Source organism: Caloranaerobacter ferrireducens (assembly GCF_001730685.1).
Taxonomy (GTDB): Bacteria; Bacillota; Clostridia; order Tissierellales; family Thermohalobacteraceae; genus Caloranaerobacter; species Caloranaerobacter ferrireducens.
In genome coordinates this window covers 79200-101636 of the sequence record NZ_MDJR01000002.1, presented here as the reverse complement: position 1 = coordinate 101636, position 22437 = coordinate 79200, and the positions used below count along the sequence as shown (strand labels likewise).

Genomic DNA, 22437 nt, shown 5'->3' with positions numbered 1-22437 from the left:
TAGAAATTGAAAAACAAATAGCTAACAGCTGATAGCTGTTAGCTATTATATTGCCTGTTTTACTTTTTCTGTCCACATACCACATCTGTCTCCCCACATAGCTATAGGTGTTCCATCCATTTCGACTTTGATAACTTCACACATATTTGAACATCCAGTACAAATAAAGCTTGAAGGTACAAAATTAGTTTTAAGTGAGTCAAAACCTCTAAAATTAGTTTTTCCCTTTTCTTTTACTGCCTCTTTAGCTAATAGGGCTGCACCAATTGCTCCCATTACATTATAATATTTCGGTACTATTACTTCATGTCCTACTTCTCTTTCAAAGGCAGCTTTTATACCAACATTAGCCGCTACTCCTCCTTGAAAAACGTACGGAGGTTCTAGTTTTTTTCCTCTACCTAAATTATTTATGTAATTTCTCACTAATGCATTACATAATCCCTTTATTATATCAGCTTTAGAAAATCCATATTGCTGCTTTGCTATCATATCTGACTCTGCAAATACAGTACATCTTCCTGCTATTCTTACATCATTTTTTGAAGTCAAAGCAAGCTCTCCAAATTCTTCTATAGGTATTCCTAACCTCTCCGCTTGATGATCTAGAAACGAGCCTGTACCTGCTGCACATACAGTATTCATTGCAAAATCTACAACCATCTGGTCTTTTATTAAAATTATTTTTGAGTCCTGTCCTCCAATCTCAAAAATTGTCCTAACATCTGGAACATAATGAACAGTAGCCACTGCATGAGCTGTAATTTCATTTTTAACAATATCTGCACCAATCATAACTCCTGCAAGCTGTCTACCACTTCCAGTAGTGCCTACTCCACTTACAACAATATTTTTTCCTAATTCATCTTTTAATTTTTTTAATCCTTTTTTAATAGTTTCTAGTGGCTGACCATTTGTCCTTTCATACAACTTAAATAAAACTTCATTATTTTCGTCAAGTGCTATAATATTTGTACTTACTGAACCTACATCAATACCTATGTAAGCCCTAACCATTTTGTCCTCCCCCTTCTAAACTACAAACTTACCTAATTTTTTGTTTCTTATTAAATCTATAAAAGCTTCTATTCTGGTTAAATTATTTGCTTTACCAGTCTGTTCATCTATAGATAAAGTAAGGACTGGTATATCATGCTCTTTAGATATTTTAGGTATTATGCTCTGAGACACAAGCTCAGGTAAGCAAGCAAAAGGCATCAAATGAATTACTCCATCAAATCCTCTATCCTTAAAATCAACAATAAAACCAACTGTTTGCTTTGCATGGCCACCGATAATTATCTCTATATATTTTTCACCTTTTTTCAACACTTCTTCTTCATGTGTTTTCTTTAAAAAGCTAGGCATAAGATTAAAATCAACCCATTCAGATAGGTATTGAGATCTTTCTACTTCACATCCTAATTCTCCTAGAACCTTTTCTATTTCCATATTTATAGATGGCTCCATAACTACAAAAATTTCTCCTACTATCCCAATCCTGATTTTCTCTCTTTCATCAACTTTCTTTAAACGAATGGAATTTATTATTTCCCTACTTCTATCAACAGCCTTTTTCAATTGTTTCTTATCATATGCCAAATCAAATTCTTTTTGTATTTCCTGCCAAGCCTTATCTACAGTACCAGGTATTTCTTCGTAAGGTTTTATTCTATGTACTTCCTTATCGAAAATATCTATCTGCTGTAATAAATCATAAGTAAATTTTATCGCCTTGGCTAATTTAAACCATGAATTTTTCCCTTTAACTTTCTTTACATTTTCTATAAATCTATCCTTGTCCCTATTTATTGCATCAAATATAATTACATCTACATCATATCCCATTCTATGTAAAATTCTTTTATGAATTTCCCCATAAAAACCAGCTCTACACGGACCATGTCCGCCACTTGTTACAATAGTATCCACTCCCATTTCACAAGCTTCTATATAACTACCCATTATAACCTTAAATGGAAAACAAGCAAATTCTGGACTGTATTTAACACCTAAATCTATTGTTTTTTGAGACGGCCTTGGAGGAACTACAACTTCATGACCTAAAAGTTCTAAAAGCTTTTTATAAACAACTACTGTCCCCATATAAGGAAATGCTACTTTCAATTTTATCCCCCCATTGCATTGCTTTCACTTTTTTTCTTCTTATCATGTCTACAAAAGCTTCAATTCTCGTTTGTAAATGATTTTCTCCTGTATGCTCATCTACTCTTATAGTCATAAAAGGTATTTTAGTATCATCTGACTCTATTTCAAAGAGTTTTCCTAAAAATGAATCAGGGCCACAACCAAATGCTGTTATATGTATTACACCATCTACTTCATTTTCTCTAAAAAATTTATACCCCGCCCCTAAAAGTTTATTACTGAATGTCCAAAATAATGCCTTATCCATATTATCAACATATTTTTTTAATTCCCTTTCATCTATCATATCAAAAGTTATAAAATCAACATTTAAACTTTTTAGCTTGTCTATTACATTCATATTAACAAAGCTATCATACATATTATATACATACCCTAATATACCTAATTTTACATCACTATCAAATTTTTTCGTACTTTCTGGTTTAATATTGTTATTAACCATATCAATAGCTTCTAAAATATGGTATCCTTTTTTATTATACTCTCTAAATATATACCATTTCTCTGATGCAACCCTACACGCTTTCTTTAATTTGTCATGTGGCAAAGCAAGCTTTTCAGCGATATCGATATAATTTCTGTAATCTGATATATCATCGCTTTTCGATTTTATATGACAAGTAAGTATTTTGCCTCCCATTCCTTCCACTCCATGTATAAGCATGTCCGGAAGCCCCATAAATTTAGGACAAAATACCTCTCCTTTATATATAGAAATCATTCGTGGTACAAATATATAATCTACATCCTTTTTTATTAAATCAATACAATGCCCTATAAAAATTTTTATAGGAACACATATTTCAGGGACAGATGCCTTTATACCTTCATTTATAAGTTTCTTATTCGTGTCCTCTGAAACTACCACTTCCATTCCAAGCTCTTCAAAAAGAGTCTCCCAAAACGGGCCATAGTAATAGTATAAAAGTGCTTTTGGAATTCCAATTTTCACTTATCTTCCCCCCAATAATTATAGTTATTAGTCATTCGCTCTTCGCTATTCGTTAAATTATAAAGTGAAAAGCCAAAAACCAAAAGTTTAAGTTTTAGTTAAATCATTCCCCTAGTACCACTATACGGCATCTCTTAAAATATTATATCAAAAAAAAAGAAAATATGTTTCCACTAAAAGCAGAAACATATTTTATCTATTTTTCTCTTTATTGACACAATAATATTCATATATCAATTCGTCTAATTGCTCACTCAATTCTAAAGCTCTATTTTTGTCTATATTTTTTTTAGATAAAAGCTCATTAAGTTCTTGGCGTTTCTCTTCAATTGTATTTTTTAATCTCTCTCTATTCGAATTATAAGTCATATAAATTCCCCTTCTAATAAATTCGTTTAGCTAAATCCTGGAAGAACATGCACAACTTATATGATATCATTTATATCATTTTAATTCAATCCGTTAAAACTAATAACAGAAATGCCAATATCTTTATTATTCAATTTTATAATATCATTTAAAACTGTCCAAATACTTTCTTTTTCAAACCCCTTTCTCCAACTTGCAACACCTGCTAAATCATATCTGTAAACCATCTTAGCTTTAAGCTCTATAGATTTATCATCTTCTATCCATATTCTATATTTTTTCCCTTCTCTGAAGTATTCTGTATAATACTGTCCTGCCTCTTTTAGCCAAATTACTTCTAGATTGTTCTCTTTTATTATCTTTTCTACATCTTCCATAGTTAATACCTTTGATTTAACTCTAAGTCTTCCTGTATTATCTTTATATTCTTCCCACTGTCTTGTATAAAAAGGTAATCCCATTATTAGCTTTTCTTTTGGTATATATTTAAGACTATTTTCTATTCCATTTATTACCCATCCTATTGAAGCTACAGAACCACTTTTAGGACTTGTTGCCCAATGTTCATCATAGGTCATAACTATACAATAATCTAATATTTTGCTTAATTTTTTTCTATCATAAAACTTAGACCAATTTGGATTTGTTGAAGGTATAGTCATATCCATAGAAACTATTATGTTCTGCTGCTTCAAAGCTTCAGTAAGCTTTTTTACAAATTCTGTAAGTTTATCTTTATCTTCATAATATACATTTTCAAAATCTATATTTATTCCATCTAAATCATATATACTTGAATATACAACTAATTGCTTTATTAAATTTTCTTGTGCTTGTCCACTTTTCAAAAATTGTTTTGTTAAATCCCTATTAAACTGATTATCTATAAGAGCCCATACTTTATATCCTTTTTTATGTGCTTGATTAACATAACTAAAATCTCCGTTGTTTATTATATACCCATTTGAATCAATCGAAAACCAAGTTGGAGATATTATATCTAGTCCTTCTATCTTATTTTCCTTTGATAAATCTTTAGAATACTTATACACATAATCCCAAACTAAATTTATTTTTCCATCTATCTTTACATTCTGTCTAATATTATTAATTTTTCTATCTATCTTCACATTCTCTACTTTTATATCAACTACCTTATTTTGAACATATCCTACATAACCTTTTTGCGTCCTTACTTTAAGCCATTTTTCATTTTCTTCAAAAACTATTACTTCGTCGCCTTCTTGAAGCTTGTCCATTACAAAACTAAAAGAAGATTTTTTAGGTCTAAGATAGGTATTAGACCTAATCTTCCCAACTTTAATAATATCTTTGAGTCTGTCTATTATTAAAGTATTGGTTTCTTGAATATAATTTACATTTATATCAAATATTTTTTCAAGCCCTCGAATATTTAAATACTGTTTACCATCTATATTAACTGTAAGAAAATTTAGCTTCACACCGTCTTTAATCATATTATCTAACTTTTGTGTCTCAAGATTAAATATAGGATTCTTAATTTCTAAATATAACCTATTGTCATCTTCATCTAACACAATACCTGAATTTAAATACTCTCTTATAATGTCAACAGGAATATATATTCTATCGCCTTCTATCACAGAATATACATCTGATTTAAGTGCTATATCTTCTATCACAATATTAGCTTCATTTTGAGGATAGGCCTTAGCGATATTCTGGGGCTCATATGACTTAAAGTACAATAACCCTAATACAGATAAAACTGTCATAATAGTAACTATAAATGCAAATATTAGTCCTTTTTTTAGCATAAAATCACCCCATCCTCTCGCTTGTTCCATCTATTTACATTATACCAATATATTTTAAGATTTTCACAGGAAATTCAAGGCAAATCTATTTCTTAAACAAAAACCATTTAGACGTATCTACTTCATATTTGATTTCGTATACGTCTTTTTCATTATGCATGCAAACAAAAACTATTCTCCTATTCCCTGCTATCTTTTCCTCATATGTCTTTAATATTTTTTGTACCTTAACAGAAATATCCTTATATCTGAACTTAAACGGAGTTATTTTCCCAGTATCCGATTCAAATACAGCAATCATATCTATAGGATGATTTAACACTTTCATAAAATATTCCTCCATTTCAATGTAAACTACCATACAAACTATCAAAGCATACTCGTCATAACAGGATATTCCTCTGCTCCAAAACCACCCACCATAGATTTAAGACCACTATGTAAAAATGTCGCTCTCATTACTGCCTTATCTCCATATTTATCTCTTATAAAATCTACTGCCCTATCTAGTTTTTCAAGTTTTTGTCTGTCATTTCTATCAAATATCGTAAGCTGAGTTATATCATCCGAAATAAGTTCTGACAATCTTACATTAAAATATCTTATATATGAACCGTCCCATAACTCATCAAATAAAGCTTTAGTTACTTCATATACTTCATTTGTTGAATTTGTAGGAGATAGTAGTTTTTTCTGATGACTTAAATAACTAAATTCAGATGTTTTTAGCCCAATAGATACTACACTACACTGCATATTTGCCTGCCTAAGTCTTCTAGTAGTTGTTTCTGTTAAACTCAAAAGTATTTTATAAGCTGTTTGCCTATCATTTACATCAAAAGAAAGTGTACTTCCATTCCCTACACTTTTAAAAGGTATATAATTCGTATATTTTATATTTGAATAATCTATTCCCCAAGCGTACCTATATATTAATCTTCCATGAGATTTAAACTTCGATAAAATAAGATTATAGTCGCTGTTTGCCAAATCCCCTATAGTATATATTCCTATTTTATTAAGTTTTTTCTTAGTCTTTAATCCTACCATAAACAGTTCTTCAACAGGCAGTGGCCAAAGCTTATCTTTTATTTCATTTGGAAAAAGTGTATGTACTTTATTAGGCTTTTGGAATTCACTTGCCTGTTTAGCCAAAAGTTTATTTACTGAAATCCCTATATTTACTGTAAAACCAAGTTCTCTATATATTCTATCCTTTATTTCATGTGCAGCCTCTATAGGGTTCCCAAAATGCTCTTCCATCCCCGTAAAATCTAAAAAACACTCATCTATACTAAATACTGAAATTTTAGGAGAGTATTCCTGGAGTAAAGATATCAACGCATTATGACACTTAATATACAGTCCATAATTAGGTGGCACAACAACTAAATCCTTACATTTGCTCCTTGCTTCCATTATACTTTCACCGGTTTTTATTCCAAACTTTTTTGCAGGTATAGACTTAGCCAACACTATACCATGTCTTGTTTCCTGTCTACCTCCTACTACTGACGGTATCTCTCTTAAATCTACCTCTATACCAATCTGCTTATTATATGCTGCCTGCCAGGATAAAAATGCCGAATTGACATCAATATGCATAATTATCTTAGAATTTTTATTCAGCACTTTAATCCCTCCTTATTTTTTACAGAACATATGTTCGTATTATATTATATCACCAAACCTAGATTTTTAGAAGTATAAATAGAGAACTTTTTAATAATCCATAGGAAATTATAATAAAATCTTATTTAATGTTGATTTTATTGAAACTTTGTCTGGCATGCTTACATGCCAGTGTTGTTATAAACCTTATTAAATTGTGGATAATTTTAAATATAATTTCCGTAATGGATATAGTCAAAATCTTCCTTATAATTTATTTAAATCGGAGATTTTATTCTTTTTAAAAATTTAGAAAAATATGTTCATATATGTTAATATATATGTATACAGATTGCTAGCAAAAAAATAGCTGAAATTTTGTAATTATTCACTTTCATTTTTAGTCATTAGAAAAATAATTTATTTAAAGTTCAAATTATAAATATAGGAAAAGGAGTTATAAAATATGAGATTTATGCCTGTAGTATATGTACGAGAAGGTGCTAAATTAGGAAAACATATATATGATGATGAAGGAAGAATCTTACTGAAAAAAGGTGCTACTCTTACAAGAAAAATTTTAAACAGAATTAACGAAATGGGCATACGCTCAGTGTATATTGACGATGAATTTTCCGACGTCGAGCTTGAAGATGTAATAAAGCCCGAATTAAGAAATAAGGCTATTTCTGCAGTAAAAGAAGCTTTTGCTCATTTCGAAAAGTTTACTAAGTATATGAATGAAAATCCAATCCAAAACAAATCTCAAATAAAAAAGTTCAATCAAAAAAGAGATGAATATCTACAATTTTTAGGAAAAATTTCAGAAGATATCATTAATGATATCCTTTCAAACAAACATGTTATAGTAAACTTGATAGATATAAAAAGTACAGATAATTATACATATCAGCATTGTATCAATGTTGCAGTACTATCTTTAGTTCTTGGTATTGAAATGAAGCTAAACAAAGGAGAGCTTAAAAATCTTTGTTTAGGAGCAATGCTACATGATATCGGTAAAACCATTATTCCTAAAGAAATTTTATTAAAGAAAGGAAAATTGACAAAAGAAGAGTTTGAAATTATAAAAGAACACGCAGCTAAAGGTTACGAATATCTTAAAACTAGTATAGACATACCTGGAACTGCAAGAATTATTACCCTTCAACATCATGAAAAAGTAGACGGTTCGGGATATCCTCAAGGTCTATCAGGCAATGAAATAAATAAATTGTCAAAAATAGTTGCCATAGCAGATGTGTATGATGCTTTAACTTCAGATAGACCATATAGACAAGCTATGCCGCCAAATGAAGCTTTAGAATATATATATGCAAATGGTGGAAGTCACTTTGATTTTGAAATGGTAAAAACTTTTTCTAGCAAAATTATTCCTTATCCTGTTGGAACTCTTGTTAAATTAAGTAATGGAGAAATTGCAGTAGTCGAAGATATTATGCCAAATTTCCCATTAAGACCAAAGGTAAGAATAATTTCAAATGATAATGGAAAAGTTATTGATTTAATGAAGGAAAAAAATTTAGTTATAACAGGAATACAATATGAAGCTCCTGCTTCTTAAAATAATTAATACTCTCAGTTTATTAATAAAGTTATATTTCTTAATGAGTTGAAAAAATAATGCTCATAGACAAACCTTTAGAGAAAACTAAAATTCATAATTTCCAAAAATCCTAACGCACCTAATCAAGACATCCTGTCTTGTAGGATGCTGGCTTAATGTCCTGTTAAGCCTACGGATTTTTCTGAAATTCTTCATCAAGTTTTCTTTGCTAAAGCTTTGTAATTATCCGCTTTTATAATCCATAGGAAATTATATACCTCGTTAAGTTGTGGATAATTTTAAATATAATTTCCGTTTATGGATTTCAACAAAATCTTCCTAAATTTATTTAAATCGAAGATTTTGTTCTTTTTTCAATCATTATAGTTCTATTTTGTCTACAGCCTGTACTTTTAATATTAGTTAAATAGAAGTATAATACTTTTAGAATATAATATTATAATAGTTATAAGGAGGTTTAATATGTCAAAAGTTGTAGAAAGGTTTTTAAAATATGTAAAGTACGACACAAGATCTAACGAGGAATCTACTACTGTTCCAACTACAAATGGTCAAATGGTTCTTGCTAAAGAACTTGCTAGAGAATTAGAAGAAATAGGCTTAAAAGACGTTTCTGTAGATGAAAATGGTTATGTAATGGCTACACTTCCTGCTAATGTAGAAGGTAACATACCGACTATAGGTTTTATCGCTCATATGGATACAAGCCCAGAAATGCCTGGAAAAAATGTTAATCCTCAAATAGTGAAAAATTATGATGGCAAAGATATTATCCTTAACAAGGAAAAAAATATAATTTTATCTCCTAACGATTATCCTGAATTAAGAAATTACATAGGTAAAGACATCATAACTACCGATGGTAATACACTTCTTGGAGCAGATGATAAAGCTGGAATTGCAGAGATAATTACTGCAATGGAATACTTAATAAATCATCCTGAAATACCACATGGTACTATTCGTATTGCTTTTACTCCTGATGAAGAAGTGGGTAGAGGTGCAGACCATTTTGATGTAAAAAAATTTAATGCTGACTTTGCTTACACAATAGATGGTGGTGCAATAGGAGAGCTTGAATACGAAAATTTCAATGCAGCAAGTGCAAAAATATATATAAATGGTATAAATATACACCCTGGTAGTGCTAAAGATAAAATGAAAAACTCAATGCTTATTGCAAATGAATTTATAAATATGCTTCCTGAAACTGAAACTCCTGCACATACACAAGGATACGAAGGTTTCTATCATCTAATCTCAATAAAAGGAAGCGTTGAAAAAACTGAACTTTATTATATAATCAGAGATTTTGATAGAAATAATTTTGAAAAGAGAAAAAAATTAGTAGAAGAAATTGCTAACAAATTAAATAATAAATACGGTGATAATACTATTGAAATAGAAATAAAAGACCAATATTATAACATGAAAGAAAAAATTGAAGAAGTAAAACATGTTGTGGATACTGCGATTGAGGCAATGAAAGCTGTAGAAGTTACTCCTATAGTTGTACCTATCAGAGGTGGTACAGACGGAGCAAGATTATCATTTATGGGACTTCCTACTCCTAATATCTTTACTGGAGGACATAACTTCCATGGAAGATATGAATATATACCAACATTTGCAATGGAAAAAGCAGTTGAAGTTATTTTAAAAATTATAGAAATGTATGCAAAATAATAGCCGAAGGACTAAAGTCCTTCGGCTTATTTATTAATCTTTGAAATTATATCTTCAGCCCATTGTCTAACTTTATTTGCATTTTGTTCTTTATCATATTTTAATGGATCTCTAAAACCTATTTCCCCTAGTATCTGGTTATCCTTTAATTCTTTTCTCATATTTTTAAAAGTGCTTGAGCTTTTGCCACTATAACAGCAAAATAACGCTATATACTTGTCTTTTAGTTTAATGGTATCAAAAAATGTATTAAAAGCTGGAGCATAAGTACCAGCCCATACAGGTGTGCCTATAAAAATCACGTCATAATTATCAGGATTTTTATCAAGAGGAAATAATTTAGGCTTTTCTTTTAAAACAACCTGTTTCCCACCCAAAAAATATCTCATAAGCCCATGAGTACTAATTTCTTTTTCAGTCTTTAATTTTAAAATATCTGCATTAATCACATCTGCAATATTTTCAGCTATAAATTCTGTATTTCCTTCTAGAGAATAATAAATCACTAGCTTTTTTAATTGTCTATCATCCATTTTATACACCTCTCTATAAATATTCGTAAAATTTACTATTTAAGTTATTATAAATCTTTCTATACATTCAAAACATTTCCTTCTTTAAAAAATAAAATTTGTCAACAAGCTAAAATGAGTTGAGGGGCTTTAAATTAGCCCCTCAACTCATTAGTTTACTTTAAACTCATTAACTATTTCTTGTAATTTATCCGCTAAAACTTTTAAATCTTGTGAGTGTGAAGAAATGGTTTCCATAGAAGCTAACTGTTCTTCCGTAGCTGCAGAAACCTCTTCAGTTGCAGCTGATGTTTGCTGTGCAGCAGCTGAAATATTTGATATAATATCTACTATTTCGTTTTTCTTTTTAGCCATATCATAGTTATATTCTTTTATTTCTGAAACCTTGTCTACTAAAGACCTTATAGAAACTAATATTTTATTAAATATTTTTTCAGTTTCTGCTACTGCTATATCTTGCTGTTCAACAATATTTTTTGCATTTGCCATTGCATCTACAGCAACCTTAGATTGATTTTGTATACCTTCTATTAAAGCCTTTATTTCTTCTGCGGCCTTTGATGACTGCTCAGCTAATTTTCTTATTTCCTCAGCTACAACTGCAAAGCCTTTGCCCTGTTCTCCTGCTCTTGCCGCTTCTATAGCTGCATTTAAAGCAAGAAGATTTGTCTGCTCTGCTATTTGTGATATTGTATCAGTAATTACTCCAATTTCTTCTGAACTCTTATCTACTTTTTGAACTATCTCATTTACTCTCATCGCTGCTTCATTATTCTCTCTTGTTTTTTCTATTAAAACTTTGACTTGCTCTAGCCCATCATTGCTAAGTTCACTTGTTTCTTTTGAAATATTATTCATTTCTTCTGTTGTATTTAATACCTTATCAATTCTATCTGCTAATTCACTAACACTCATAGAACCTTTTTCAGTATCTGTAGCCTGATCTACGGTACTTTTTGCGACTTCTTCTATTGTCTTAGCTATTTCATCCGATGCTATTGTTGCCTGCTGAGTTGTTGCAGCCAATGACTCTGATGCTTCATAAACAGTATTTGAAGAATCCTTAACAGCTTTAATTAAATTACTTATATTATCAATCATAAAATTAAAACTATCTGCCATCTGACCAAACTCATCTTTAGCCTTCAATTCTGCTTTCGCTGTTAAATCTCCTGTCGAAGCCTTTTCAATAGCCTCCTTAATTTTATTTAGCTTTTTAGCAATGCTGCCTGATACAATAAATGAGATAATAATAGCTAGTATTAATCCTATCAATATACCATAAATTACAAAATACTTAATAATATTTGTATCTTCTAATAGTTCACTTTCTTTCATGCTAGCCATCAGCTTCCAACCTGTTTTCGTATTTGTTGTAAAGCTTAAGAACTTATTCTCCCCTTTATAAACATATTTGGAAAATCCTTTATTATTTGTTTTCGCAGTTGGCCAAAATTCTAACTTAGGAATTATATCGCTGTTACCTATTAGTTTTGGATCAGGATGCGCTATAACAGTACCTTTTCCATCTGTAACAAAAACATAACCTTTTCTACCAACAGTTATATTTGATAGCTTTTCTGATAAAATTTTGAGGTTCATATCTATACCAATAACTCCTATTACTTTACCATTATTTATAACTGCTTTAGATACTGTTATAGTTACCTCACCTGTAGCTGCATCAGCATAAGGGTTTGACCAAACTGATTTACCTTTATTTTCTAAAGCTGTCTTATACCACGGTCTAATTTTAGGGTTGTAATTTTCGGATAAATCTGCACTTGGATATATATACATATCCCCATTTTCAGTTCCAAAATATGTGTATATTATACCAGAATTATTTTCCTTAACATTTTTTAATAGCTCTATAATTAACTTTTCATTATTTAAACTCCCTTCTTGATTAAAAATAAAATTTTTATTATGGACGTTTTTAAAACTCTCATTATCAGCTAATATTGAAACTAATTTTTCCATCCTTATTAAATGTTCATTTAAATATTCATTGACTTCATCTATATTTTGTTGTGTAGTAATCCTTAATTTTTGGTCTAATACTTGGAAAGCCTTGTGATGAGTAAAGTAACCCAATAGACTTAATGGTAATACAATTGCTGCCATAAAAATTGATAATAATTTAACTCTTACACTACTAAAAATACTTCCTACTTTCAATATAATTCTCCTTTCATTTTTATTTTTCAAAAAAAAACACCCATATCTACAAGGGATCTCTGCCTTTGATATATTTTAAACTTATATCGGCAGCCTGGCAATCATAGAATATATATCCCTTAGACCCATGGCTTTGCGCCCCTACCTTTCGATAGTTTTACCTTTATCAATATATTAAATCGTCAATAAGACTAAAGCCCAAAAACACTGCCTAACAATAATTCGACATATTTTTTCAAATCCCTTCTTGTTTTGATGTTTTTTAATATTTAGACTCAGAAACAAAGAGCCAAAGAATTGCCATCTCTGGCCCTTTATAATTCTCTAATTCAATTACATCTCTTGTAGGTTTTGTTTCTCTTCTTCTGAAAGAGCTTCTTTAAAGTTTAGTATTATAATAATCTCATCATCAACCTTTCCAATACCTGTAATAAACTGTCTATTCCCATTTAGTATCAATTCTGGTGGACTTTCAACATCATCATCATTTATAGTCAATACTTGAGATGCATCATCTACAACGAAACCAACTAATTTCTCATTTATGTTTGTTATAATAATTCTGCTGTTTTTTTCTATTTTAGTAATATCTAAATTAAATCTCTTTTTTAAATTAATAATTGGTACAACATCACCACGTAAATTTATAACTCCATCAACGAAACCAGAAGCATTAGGTACTTTAATCCCCTCTTTATAATCAGTGATTTCTTTAACGTTAGAAATTTCTATGCCGTATTCCTCTTGATTTAATTTAAATATTACATATTGTTTCTCAGCCATATTTTTATCTTCCTTTCACTAAAATTTACAAAGTAAATTCTTCAACAGAAGATCTCATTCTAGCAACCATATAAGTCAACACACTAGTTTTAGCTGTAATCTCTTCCATATTAGCTGTTACTTCCTCTGTTGATGAAGATACTTCTTGTGTTCCTGCTGTAGTCTGTTGAGCAACTGAAGCAACAATATGCGTACTTTCAACTATTTCATCACTATTTGATGCTACTTGTTCTAAACCATCAGCTATTTCTTCTATTTGCTGACTAATCAAATCAATTCCTTTAATAATATTCTGCAATTCTTTTTCTCCTATTCTTGAACGTTCCTGAGCTAAATTCACTTCATTCTTAATATGTTCAATCAATGTAGTCGTTTCGTCAATATTAGTTTGAACAACCTCAATAATATGTGTAATCTCCTCTGTAGCCTTTTGAGTATTTTCGGCTAGTTTTCTTACTTCTTCTGCAACCACAGTGAAACCTTTACCAGCTTCACCTGCTCTTGCTGCTTCTATAGCAGCATTAAGTGCTAACATATTTGTTTGACTTGAAATATTAGAAATAACTTCTACTATCTTATTAATTTTATCTGCATTTTCTTTTAAACTTAAAATACTTTCTACGCTTTTATCAATTGTAGTTTTTAATATTTGAATTCCTTCAATAACATCTATTATCTCTTTACTTCCTCTTTTAGCATCTGCATCTGATTTCTGTGCTAATTCAGTAATTCTTTGACTATTATCTGCCAAATCTTTAATTCTTTCTACTATTTTCCCAATATTAGTTGATGTATTCTCCAATTGAACAGTTTGATTTTCAGCTCCAGTTGCAATTTCTGTAATAGATGCAGCTACTTCTTCCATTGCTGAAGCTGTTTCTTGAATGCTTGCGTTTATAATTTCAATATTTGTCTCTAGTTCATTTGCATTATTTTTAACTTCACCAATTTTTGTACGCAAATCTTCAACTACTTTGTTAATATACTTTCCTATTTCAGCAAATTCATCTTTTGAAGTCACTTGAAGCTTAACAGTTAAATCTCCCTTTGCTAATTTCTCCACTCCATCCTTTAATACTCTTAACTGCTTTGAAATACTGTTAATTAAAATAACACTAACCAATATTGATAATACCAGTGACATTAATACAGCGTATACCATGTTGTCTACAAAATATATTGCTAAAGAAGTTATCATGACACAAATCATTGAAAGTAAAATTAACTTGCTCTTCATGTTCAAACCCCCTAATATATTTTGTAGTTAAGCAATCAATAATTTTTATATAATCTAAATTCTAAGTAATCATCTTCCTTACCATCCCCCTTCATTTGATTCAATATACATTAAGATAATTTAAAGCTCAACTTTTTCAATAAAAAGAGATAAATGTTCTAGAAGATTATATTCCATTTTTTCTGTTCTAACAAAAGGCCTTAATGGAAAACCATTGTTCTGCCTAATTACTATTCCTAGTTCTTGATTGTTTAATTTAACAGGCAAGCCAACTGGATAAATGTGTATTGATTTTCTAAAGGCTTCAAATACTTCATTATCATATTTAACATTAACTAAAGCTTGCACTTTTTCAAAACATTCATGAGGCATTAAATGTTCTTTTCTTATTAAATTTTCATAATGATTAGCAAGACTTAATATTTTAACTAAATCATGCTGCCTCGCCTTAGGCTGCTTTTGAGGTCCATTCCCATCTATAGTTTCGTGATGATATCTAACGGTTGTATATAACAGTACAGAAGTAAATTTTGATTTCAAAAATTCAAAACCAATTTGTTCATGTCTCAAATTGTTTTTATTGTTTTTAATAATTTTTCCTATATCATGTAATAAAGCTGCTTTTGCTAATATCTCTACTTTTTCCATATTAAGACCATATTTTTTACCTGTTGCAATAGATAATAAGCAAACATTTAACGAATGTTCTGCGATACTATTTTCATTTGTTATCTTATCTATGGGTATACTTACTTGTTTACTGCCTATTTCATTTAGAATTTCATTTTTTACTAAAGAATTCAGCTCAGATTCATTAAATATATTTTTAGATATGTCTTGATAAATACAATTCAATTTTTTTATTATTTCTATCCTTTTATCTTCACTAATTGTCTCTTCTAATTTTACATCTGAATTATCGTCCTCTATATATACTGCATTAAGCCCAAAATCCTTCAACCTTTTTAGCAGTCGCTCAGAAATTTGTGTTCCTTCACTAATTAATTTTCTTCCATCTTGTGATTTAATCGGTACAGCTATTCTTTTGTTTATTATCTTTTCATCTACTTTGTATAATCTCATACTCTCGTAGCAATTACTGCTACTTCCCTCCTTTATATAATTCTTTTATTCTAAATCCATATTAAATCTAATTTTTAACCCTTTAATCGCCAGTTTGAAATTATCCTTATCTAAACCTTTAAAAATATTGCTTATACTACCACTTGAAAAATTATTGTATAAATTGTATGCTAACTCTATCAATGCTAAAGAGGTTTCGATAAAATTTACTTGTTCCAAATTGTCTGGTGCTATCCATCTTTTATCCAAATCATATATGTAGTACCTATTATTAAACAGTTCATCATTGCCAGATATTATATAGAACAAAGATTTCCGGTTTAAGTCATTTAAATCTGTACCATCTTTACTGATGATTGTATTAAATCTGTTTTTATGGCTCTGATTAAGGAAATTCATAATAATTTCTCCTTTCTTACCTAAGTAAGAAGAAACTTTTGTTTTTTTATATCACATACTATTTCCCATTAAATATTTCTCCCATTTAGCCCACAAATCACCTATACTCTCAACTAAAAATGGATCAAATTGAGTACCTCTATTCCTGATAATCTCATCATAGCTTTCCTTAAATGTAAATCTATTTCTATATGACCTATTTGATGTCATTGCATCAATAGTATCACAAATAGCTATTATTCTAGAACCTAATGGAATCTGTTTCTCCTTTAAACCATGTGGATATCCTTTTCCATCCCACCTTTCATGATGATGAAGTACTAATTTAGCTATCTTTTTCAATTTATTTGATCTTATTAATATTGAATACCCTATTTCTGGATGAGATTTTATCTTGTCCCATTCATCTTTTGTCAAAGAATCCTTTTTATTTAATATGTAATCAGGAATACCTATCTTGCCTATATCATGCAATTGAGCTGCTATATAAATTATGCTGATTTGATATGTAGGTAAGTCTAATTTTTTACAAAGATCAAAAGTCATCGATGCAACTCTACTTGAATGTCCACCAGTATAAATATCTTTAGCTTCTAGCGATGCAACCAAACATTTCATGATATCATAAGAAATATTATTGTTCATTACAGACTTCATTCTCTCCATCCCCTAAACCTCCTTCCTCTTTTACATAAAAAAAGTACCCTGCATGGGTACCATCTGCCTAAATCAAATAAATCAAAATAATATGGCAGTCTGGCAATCGTAGGACAAAAATCCCTTAGACCCATGACTTTGCGCCCCTACCTTTCGATAGGTTTGCCTTTATCATAATACTATTCAGTATTTAATTGGTGCTTTTTACCTGTTTACAAATTGCCAATTTCATATATTCTACACTAATAGACAAATCCCTTCTTTTTTCGTCAATTTTTTTGCTGTATTTTATATTTTATATAATTTGATATAATCTTTCTTATTCATCGATTTCTTTATACTTTTAAATTTTTGATAATCCATAGGAATTTATATTCCTTATTAAATTGTAGATAATTTTTGAATATAATTTCCGTAATGGATGTGGGCAAAATCTACCTTATACAATTTATTTAAATCGAAGATTTTGTTCTAAAATCATTACAATATTATAATCTAATAACTATTTCCTAGTATATATTGAAATATTAATTTAAAAGATATATGATAGAATAAACTGTTAAAATATTCTAAATTGAGGAGGGATAATTATGGATTTAAGATGGAGTTTAGATGAATTATATACATCTTTTGAATCAGAAAATTTCATCAATGACATGGAAAAGCTTAATAGTATTATTAAAGAAATTAATAACTGGGCTGAACTTAACCTTAATACTAAAGACAATGCAATACAAAAAATAGAAGAATATATAAACATACAAATAGAATTAAATACTCTTTTCGAAAAGCTAATGTCATTCGCAGAGCTTACTTCAAGTGTTGATGCTAAAAACGAAAAAGCTTTAATGGTTATCGACAAACTTCAGACTAAAATAACTGAATTAACAAAACCATCAGTTAAATTTCAAAGATGGCTAAGCTCTATAGACAATCTTGATGAAATAATCTCATCATCTAAAACTTTAAAAGAACATGAATTTTACCTAAAAGAAATTTATAATAAAGCAAAATATCTACTTAGCGATGAAGAAGAAATATTAATCGCTAAAATGTCTAATACAGGCTCAAATGCTTGGACAAAACTTCAAAATATACTTACTTCAACTCTCCTTGTAGATATTAATGTTGATGGAGAAGAAAAACAACTTCCACTTCCTATTGTAAGAAATATGGCATACGATAAAGACCCTAAAATTAGAAAAACAGCCTATGAAGCTGAATTAAAAGCATACAAAAAAATAGAAGAATCTTCAGCAGCATGTCTTAATGGTATAAAAGGTGAAGTCCTTACTATATGTGAAATGCGAGGATATAGTTCTCCATTAGATATGACATTAATTGACTCTAGAATGGATAAAGAAACACTAGAAGCTATGCTTTCTGCAATGAAAGAAAGTTTACCTGCTTTCAGAAAATACTATAAAAGAAAAGCTGAACTTCTAGGTTATAATAATGGTCTTCCTTTCTATGAACTCTTTGCTCCTATGGGAGAAATTGATATGAATTTTACATATGATGAAGCTAAAGACTATATAGTTAAGAATTTTAAAAGCTTCAGTGAAAAATTAGCAGTATTTGCTGATACTGCATTCAAAAATAGATGGATAGATGCAGAGCCAAGAGAAGGTAAAAGAGGTGGAGCGTTCTGTTCAAACCTTCATCCTATAAAACAAAGTAGAATTTTATCTAATTTTACTGGCAGTTTCAGCGATGTTATAACACTTGCTCATGAATTAGGTCACGGCTACCATGGAGATTGTTTAAAGGATGAAAGTATATTAAATAGCGACTACCCTATGCCATTAGCTGAAACAGCTTCTATCTTCTGTGAAACTATAGTTAAAAATGCTGCACTAAAAGAAGCCACTAAAGAAGAAGCATTTTGGATATTAGAACAATCTATCTCTGACGCAGGGCAAGTTATCGTAGATATTTACAGCCGTTTCTTATTTGAATCCAACTTGTTTGAAAAAAGAAAAGATCATGCCTTATCTGTAAGAGAGCTAAAAGAACTTATGTTAAATGCTCAAAAAGAAGCTTATGGTGATGGTTTAGATAGAAGTTTCTTGCATCCATATATGTGGGTTTGTAAACCACATTACTATGAAGCTGCTTATAACTTTTATAACTTCCCATATGCTTTCGGATTATTATTTGCAACTGGATTATATGCAGAGTATTTAAAGAAAGGAGAAGCATTTGTTGAAGAATATGATAACTTACTTGCAGCTACAGGAAAAAATAACGCTGTAGATGTGGCAAAATTAATGGGTATAGATATAAGGTCAGTAGATTTTTGGAGAAGCTCTTTAAAGCTAATAGAAAAAGATATTGAAAAGTTTATTAAATTGAGCAAATCACTATAAAAGGCAGCCAAAAGCTGCCTTTTATTCTTGAGACAATATTTTTTCTGCTACATCATCTAGGTCTTTTCCGTTTATATGTGCTTTTTCATACGCCTTCCCTATTTTTGCAGTTTTACAACCAGCTTTCAAACCTGCAATAATATCTGTATCCATATCCCCTATCATCCAACTTTGACTTAAATCTATATTATATTTTTCAGCAAGATCTAAAATCATGCCAGGTTTAGGCTTTCTGCATTCTGATTTTCTATAAAAGTCAGGGCAAAACTTAATATCTTTAATTTCACAATATGGCTTAAGCTCTTTTATGAGCTTTTTATGTATCTTATCTAAATCTTCTTCTGTTAAATACCCTAATTCAATACCACCTTGATTAGTAACTATAAATAATGTATATCCAGCATCATATAACTTCTTTAACCCTCTTTTAGCCGATTCATAAATTATTAAATCTTCTGGCTTATTTACATGTTTGCTGTTATCATTTATAACTCCATCTCTATCCAAAAATATAGCTTTCATAAGTAAAACCTCTCCTAGAATAAATTTTTTCTTGATTCGATATACTTCTCCATATCATTAATATACCTTAAACTAATTTCTTTTATTATTTTATTATTAACAGAATCTAGCTTAATTTCATCAATAGTTCTTATCGGCAGAACATTTACAGATGTTCCTGTCATGAAAGCCCCATCTAAATTTTTCAATTCATCAACATGTACATGTTTTTTTATAATTTCTATTCCTAGCTCTTTTGAAACTTTAAATATTCTTTCTCTAGTAATTCCCTGTAAAACTTCACCTTCTGGTGCTGTATATACCTTATCCTCTATAACAAAAAATATGTTAGAACGACTGCCTTCAGTAATATATCCATCTTCATTAACCAAAAGAGCCTCAAATGCATTTTTGTCTTCCAGCTCTTTTTTAACCCTTTCTTTAAAACTCATATTTACTATTTTTGCATTAGGATTTTCTCTTATAACATTAAAAAGAATTGTATGTATACCTTTTTCATAAACTTCCTTTTCTGGATAATAGCTTTTTATAAAATATGCTAAAAATAGCTGATTACTTTTATTAAGATTACTAAATACCAATTTTATATTTAAATTTGGAAATTTATTTACAGTAATTAATTTTTTTATTTCATTTAATATTTCATTATCTGACTTTTTTATTTTAAATCCAAGTAGCTGCGCTGATTCTCTCATTCTCAACAAATGCTCTTCTACATACAAAGGAACACCATCTATAACTCTAATTACTTCATATATAGATGGTGAGCTTATTAAGTCAGATATGCTTACTTCTTCAGCCAAACAAACTTTACCATTAACAATACAATAGTTCAAATCTAATTCATTTAACATTTTTGCCACCTCACAGTTTTTCATAAGCCTCAATCATAAGTTCCTTCATATGCTTTAGTGCTCCATTATTCTTAACAAGAAGTATTTCTGACATAATACTTAAAGCTATTTCTTCTGGTGTCTGCCCTCCTAATTTTAAACCTATTGGTGCAAAAACCTTACTTAATATATCATCAGATACTCCTTGACCCCTTAAATTGTCAAATATATATTTTGTTTTATTAACACTTCCTATCATACCGATATACTTAGCCCTACTGTATATTACAGTCTTCAAAGCTATTTCATCATATTTATGACCTCTAGTAACTATTACTATATAGCAATTCTCATCTATAGGATAATTTTTTAAACTTTCTTCGATACTTCCTAATTTTAATTCATCTGCTTCAGGAAATCTATCTTTTCTGCAATACTCTTCTCTGTCTTCAAGTATTACTGTATAAAATCCTAACATTTTACCCATTTTATATAACTTAAGCGCAATGTGTCCGCCACCTACGATTAAAAGTTTATGATTGGGTTTAAAAACCTTAATAAAAACCTCTGCTTCTCCTCCACACTGCATATGCAGACTTCCTTCTTCATCATTAAGCTTAAATCTATATGTTTCATTTTTTCCATTTGCTATACATTTTTTAGCATATTCAGTAACTACTAATTCCAATTTTCCCCCACCTATAGTTCCATATGTTTTACCATCCTCTAACACAGCCATCATCGCACCTTGCTTGCGTGGAGAAGAACCTTCAACTCTAGTAATGACAGCTAAAGCTACTTTTTTATTTAATCTAACCTCTTCAGTTATCTTTTCCAAAACCTTATACTCCATTAAAAACTCCCCCTTATTGTCTTAAAGTAAAGTATTGCTTCTAGAACCCCTCCACCAACAGCTCTAGCTTTATCTGATATTGTAAAACAATACTCTACTACTGCTCTAGGATCTATATCTCCAATTTTAAGCCCCTTGTTAACTAAAGTATTATTCATAATTAATCCCCTTATTATGCCATCAATTAGAGCCTTTACAGGCTCTCCATTTACATATGCAACTATCTGTCCTTTACTAACGTGGTCACCAATATCAAAAATGTTCTCAATAATACCATCACAAGGAGCTCTTAATACTCTTTCTGAAGTATAGCCCATAACCTCTTGTGGTATTTTAGTATCTGGCTCTGCAGATCCATCAAAAATAAGTTTTCCAAGGTTATGCCCTCTATTTGTTTCAACAACTACATGAACATCTTCTCCTGCTTTAAATCCAGGCCCTACACCTATTGTTATTGGTGCCATCGTTTTATTTGTACCTAAATTTCGTTTAGCTAATATAGAATCAACTAAAATATCAGGCTTTATTTTTTCTAAAATATTCAATTGACTATCTATTAGAACTGGTACACAACCTTTATTCCATGACATAAATATTTCTTCTTCATTAGTTACTTTTACAGCTTTTACTCCTTCAACAACAGTTTCGCCATCAAATATTGCCTGGGCAAAAGAAACTTTCCTTCTTACTACAGTAGGCCATTCTATTTCTAATACCAACACTCTAAATCCACATCTATATAATTTATGAGCAATACCAGTTGCAATATCCCCTCCACCTCGTATAAAAACTATATCTCCAGTCATAAAT

21 protein-coding genes and 2 riboswitches are annotated in these 22437 nt (G+C 29.9%); of the genes, 3 read left to right on the top strand and 18 right to left on the bottom strand.

Going from position 1 to position 22437, the window contains the following annotated elements:
• Positions 1 to 45: 45 nt before the first annotated feature.
• The 7 genes from BFN48_RS05150 to BFN48_RS05125 all read right to left on the bottom strand — a co-directional run bounded on the left by BFN48_RS05150 (position 46) and on the right by BFN48_RS05125 (position 6924).
• On the bottom strand, positions 46 to 1017 hold the full coding sequence (locus tag BFN48_RS05150) for an acyl-CoA dehydratase activase (protein ID WP_069649835.1): 972 nt from the start codon (positions 1015 to 1017) through the stop codon (positions 46 to 48).
• 15 nt (positions 1018 to 1032) lie between these two features.
• Entirely contained in the window at positions 1033 to 2127 is a 1095-nt protein-coding gene (locus tag BFN48_RS05145; protein WP_069649834.1) for an acyl-CoA dehydratase activase-related protein, read from the bottom strand.
• Positions 2084 to 3124 carry an acyl-CoA dehydratase activase-related protein gene (locus BFN48_RS05140; protein WP_069649833.1) on the bottom strand — a complete coding sequence of 347 codons (1041 nt, stop codon included), beginning with the start codon at positions 3122 to 3124 and terminating at the stop codon, positions 2084 to 2086. Before BFN48_RS05140 ends, BFN48_RS05145 begins: the two co-directional genes overlap by 44 nt.
• Before the next feature lie 192 nt (positions 3125 to 3316).
• A complete protein-coding gene (locus BFN48_RS12095) occupies positions 3317 to 3493 on the bottom strand; it encodes an aspartyl-phosphate phosphatase Spo0E family protein (protein WP_083238813.1) in 177 nt (58 codons plus the stop codon).
• 80 nt (positions 3494 to 3573) lie between these two features.
• Positions 3574 to 5292 (bottom strand): glycosyl hydrolase family 18 protein, encoded by a 1719-nt coding sequence (locus BFN48_RS05135; RefSeq protein ID WP_176718820.1) that lies wholly within the window; start codon positions 5290 to 5292, stop codon positions 3574 to 3576.
• A gap of 85 nt (positions 5293 to 5377) precedes the next feature.
• The gene (locus BFN48_RS05130) at positions 5378 to 5620 is read right to left on the bottom strand and encodes a hypothetical protein (RefSeq protein WP_069649832.1); all 243 of its coding nucleotides are present in this window, start codon (positions 5618 to 5620) and stop codon (positions 5378 to 5380) included.
• A gap of 41 nt (positions 5621 to 5661) precedes the next feature.
• Complete coding sequence (locus BFN48_RS05125; protein ID WP_242863219.1) at positions 5662 to 6924, bottom strand: DNA polymerase Y family protein; 1263 nt, start codon at positions 6922 to 6924, stop codon at positions 5662 to 5664.
• A 445-nt stretch (positions 6925 to 7369) separates the two neighbouring features.
• Here BFN48_RS05125 and BFN48_RS05120 point away from each other — a divergent pair, with 445 nt between their 5' ends.
• Both BFN48_RS05120 and pepT read left to right on the top strand, forming a co-directional pair.
• Positions 7370 to 8488 carry an HD-GYP domain-containing protein gene (locus BFN48_RS05120; RefSeq protein WP_069649831.1) on the top strand — a complete coding sequence of 373 codons (1119 nt, stop codon included), beginning with the start codon at positions 7370 to 7372 and terminating at the stop codon, positions 8486 to 8488.
• 465 nt (positions 8489 to 8953) lie between these two features.
• A complete protein-coding gene (pepT, locus tag BFN48_RS05115) occupies positions 8954 to 10177 on the top strand; it encodes a peptidase T (RefSeq protein ID WP_069649830.1) in 1224 nt (407 codons plus the stop codon).
• 26 nt (positions 10178 to 10203) lie between these two features.
• Here the strand turns inward: pepT and BFN48_RS05110 are convergent, their stop codons facing one another.
• From BFN48_RS05110 to BFN48_RS05080, 7 genes are all read right to left on the bottom strand, one after another.
• A complete protein-coding gene (locus BFN48_RS05110) occupies positions 10204 to 10710 on the bottom strand; it encodes a flavodoxin family protein (RefSeq protein WP_069649829.1) in 507 nt (168 codons plus the stop codon).
• A 150-nt stretch (positions 10711 to 10860) separates the two neighbouring features.
• On the bottom strand, positions 10861 to 12921 hold the full coding sequence (locus tag BFN48_RS05105; protein ID WP_141706122.1) for a methyl-accepting chemotaxis protein: 2061 nt from the start codon (positions 12919 to 12921) through the stop codon (positions 10861 to 10863).
• 55 nt (positions 12922 to 12976) lie between these two features.
• Positions 12977 to 13063: riboswitch (cyclic di-GMP riboswitch) on the bottom strand.
• Positions 13064 to 13224: 161 nt separating this feature from the next.
• On the bottom strand, positions 13225 to 13674 hold the full coding sequence (locus tag BFN48_RS05100; protein ID WP_069649828.1) for a chemotaxis protein CheW: 450 nt from the start codon (positions 13672 to 13674) through the stop codon (positions 13225 to 13227).
• Between the two features lie 25 nt (positions 13675 to 13699).
• Positions 13700 to 14911, bottom strand: coding sequence for a methyl-accepting chemotaxis protein (locus BFN48_RS05095; protein WP_069649827.1), 1212 nt, complete (start codon positions 14909 to 14911; stop codon positions 13700 to 13702).
• Between the two features lie 120 nt (positions 14912 to 15031).
• Positions 15032 to 15994, bottom strand: a complete 963-nt coding sequence (locus tag BFN48_RS05090; RefSeq protein WP_069649826.1) for an HD-GYP domain-containing protein — start codon at positions 15992 to 15994, stop codon at positions 15032 to 15034.
• A gap of 45 nt (positions 15995 to 16039) precedes the next feature.
• Positions 16040 to 16393 (bottom strand): DUF6075 family protein, encoded by a 354-nt coding sequence (locus tag BFN48_RS05085; protein ID WP_069649825.1) that lies wholly within the window; start codon positions 16391 to 16393, stop codon positions 16040 to 16042.
• A gap of 51 nt (positions 16394 to 16444) precedes the next feature.
• Positions 16445 to 17059 carry an HD-GYP domain-containing protein gene (locus BFN48_RS05080; protein WP_083238810.1) on the bottom strand — a complete coding sequence of 205 codons (615 nt, stop codon included), beginning with the start codon at positions 17057 to 17059 and terminating at the stop codon, positions 16445 to 16447.
• Positions 17060 to 17140: 81 nt separating this feature from the next.
• Positions 17141 to 17227: riboswitch (cyclic di-GMP riboswitch) on the bottom strand.
• Between the two features lie 413 nt (positions 17228 to 17640).
• Between BFN48_RS05080 and BFN48_RS05075 the strand changes: the two genes are divergently transcribed.
• Positions 17641 to 19419, top strand: a complete 1779-nt coding sequence (locus BFN48_RS05075; RefSeq protein ID WP_069649824.1) for a M3 family oligoendopeptidase — start codon at positions 17641 to 17643, stop codon at positions 19417 to 19419.
• 21 nt (positions 19420 to 19440) lie between these two features.
• Here BFN48_RS05075 and BFN48_RS05070 read toward each other — a convergent pair whose 3' ends face one another.
• The 4 genes from BFN48_RS05070 to yqeB are packed head-to-tail and all read right to left on the bottom strand — an operon-like array spanning position 19441 to position 22433.
• Entirely contained in the window at positions 19441 to 19941 is a 501-nt protein-coding gene (locus tag BFN48_RS05070) for a D-glycero-alpha-D-manno-heptose-1,7-bisphosphate 7-phosphatase (protein WP_069649823.1), read from the bottom strand.
• 14 nt (positions 19942 to 19955) lie between these two features.
• Positions 19956 to 20819, bottom strand: coding sequence for an aminotransferase class IV (locus BFN48_RS05065; protein WP_083238809.1), 864 nt, complete (start codon positions 20817 to 20819; stop codon positions 19956 to 19958).
• The gene (locus tag BFN48_RS05060; protein ID WP_069649821.1) at positions 20806 to 21627 is read right to left on the bottom strand and encodes an XdhC family protein; all 822 of its coding nucleotides are present in this window, start codon (positions 21625 to 21627) and stop codon (positions 20806 to 20808) included. The genes BFN48_RS05065 and BFN48_RS05060 overlap by 14 nt, the downstream gene beginning before the upstream one ends.
• Complete coding sequence (yqeB, locus tag BFN48_RS05055) at positions 21627 to 22433, bottom strand: selenium-dependent molybdenum cofactor biosynthesis protein YqeB (protein WP_069649820.1); 807 nt, start codon at positions 22431 to 22433, stop codon at positions 21627 to 21629. The genes BFN48_RS05060 and yqeB overlap by 1 nt, the downstream gene beginning before the upstream one ends.
• Positions 22434 to 22437 lie beyond the last annotated feature (4 nt).

Excerpts from the sequence above, each read along its gene's own strand:
- BFN48_RS05150 (WP_069649835.1), bottom strand. The coding sequence starts at position 1,017 with ATGGTTAGGGCTTACATAGGTATTGATGTAGGTTCAGTAAGTACAAAT.
- BFN48_RS12095 (WP_083238813.1), bottom strand. The coding sequence starts at position 3,493 with ATGACTTATAATTCGAATAGAGAGAGATTAAAAAATACAATTGAAGAG.
- BFN48_RS05135 (WP_176718820.1), bottom strand. The coding sequence starts at position 5,292 with ATGCTAAAAAAAGGACTAATATTTGCATTTATAGTTACTATTATGACA.
- BFN48_RS05130 (WP_069649832.1), bottom strand. The coding sequence starts at position 5,620 with ATGAAAGTGTTAAATCATCCTATAGATATGATTGCTGTATTTGAATCG.
- BFN48_RS05120 (WP_069649831.1), top strand. The coding sequence starts at position 7,370 with ATGAGATTTATGCCTGTAGTATATGTACGAGAAGGTGCTAAATTAGGA.
- pepT (WP_069649830.1), top strand. The coding sequence starts at position 8,954 with ATGTCAAAAGTTGTAGAAAGGTTTTTAAAATATGTAAAGTACGACACA.
- BFN48_RS05110 (WP_069649829.1), bottom strand. The coding sequence starts at position 10,710 with ATGGATGATAGACAATTAAAAAAGCTAGTGATTTATTATTCTCTAGAA.
- BFN48_RS05100 (WP_069649828.1), bottom strand. The coding sequence starts at position 13,674 with ATGGCTGAGAAACAATATGTAATATTTAAATTAAATCAAGAGGAATAC.
- BFN48_RS05095 (WP_069649827.1), bottom strand. The coding sequence starts at position 14,911 with ATGAAGAGCAAGTTAATTTTACTTTCAATGATTTGTGTCATGATAACT.
- BFN48_RS05090 (WP_069649826.1), bottom strand. The coding sequence starts at position 15,994 with ATGAGATTATACAAAGTAGATGAAAAGATAATAAACAAAAGAATAGCT.
- BFN48_RS05085 (WP_069649825.1), bottom strand. The coding sequence starts at position 16,393 with ATGAATTTCCTTAATCAGAGCCATAAAAACAGATTTAATACAATCATC.
- BFN48_RS05080 (WP_083238810.1), bottom strand. The coding sequence starts at position 17,059 with ATGGAGAGAATGAAGTCTGTAATGAACAATAATATTTCTTATGATATC.
- BFN48_RS05075 (WP_069649824.1), top strand. The coding sequence starts at position 17,641 with ATGGATTTAAGATGGAGTTTAGATGAATTATATACATCTTTTGAATCA.
- BFN48_RS05070 (WP_069649823.1), bottom strand. The coding sequence starts at position 19,941 with ATGAAAGCTATATTTTTGGATAGAGATGGAGTTATAAATGATAACAGC.
- BFN48_RS05065 (WP_083238809.1), bottom strand. The coding sequence starts at position 20,819 with ATGAAAAACTGTGAGGTGGCAAAAATGTTAAATGAATTAGATTTGAAC.
- BFN48_RS05060 (WP_069649821.1), bottom strand. The coding sequence starts at position 21,627 with ATGGAGTATAAGGTTTTGGAAAAGATAACTGAAGAGGTTAGATTAAAT.
- yqeB (WP_069649820.1), bottom strand. The coding sequence starts at position 22,433 with ATGACTGGAGATATAGTTTTTATACGAGGTGGAGGGGATATTGCAACT.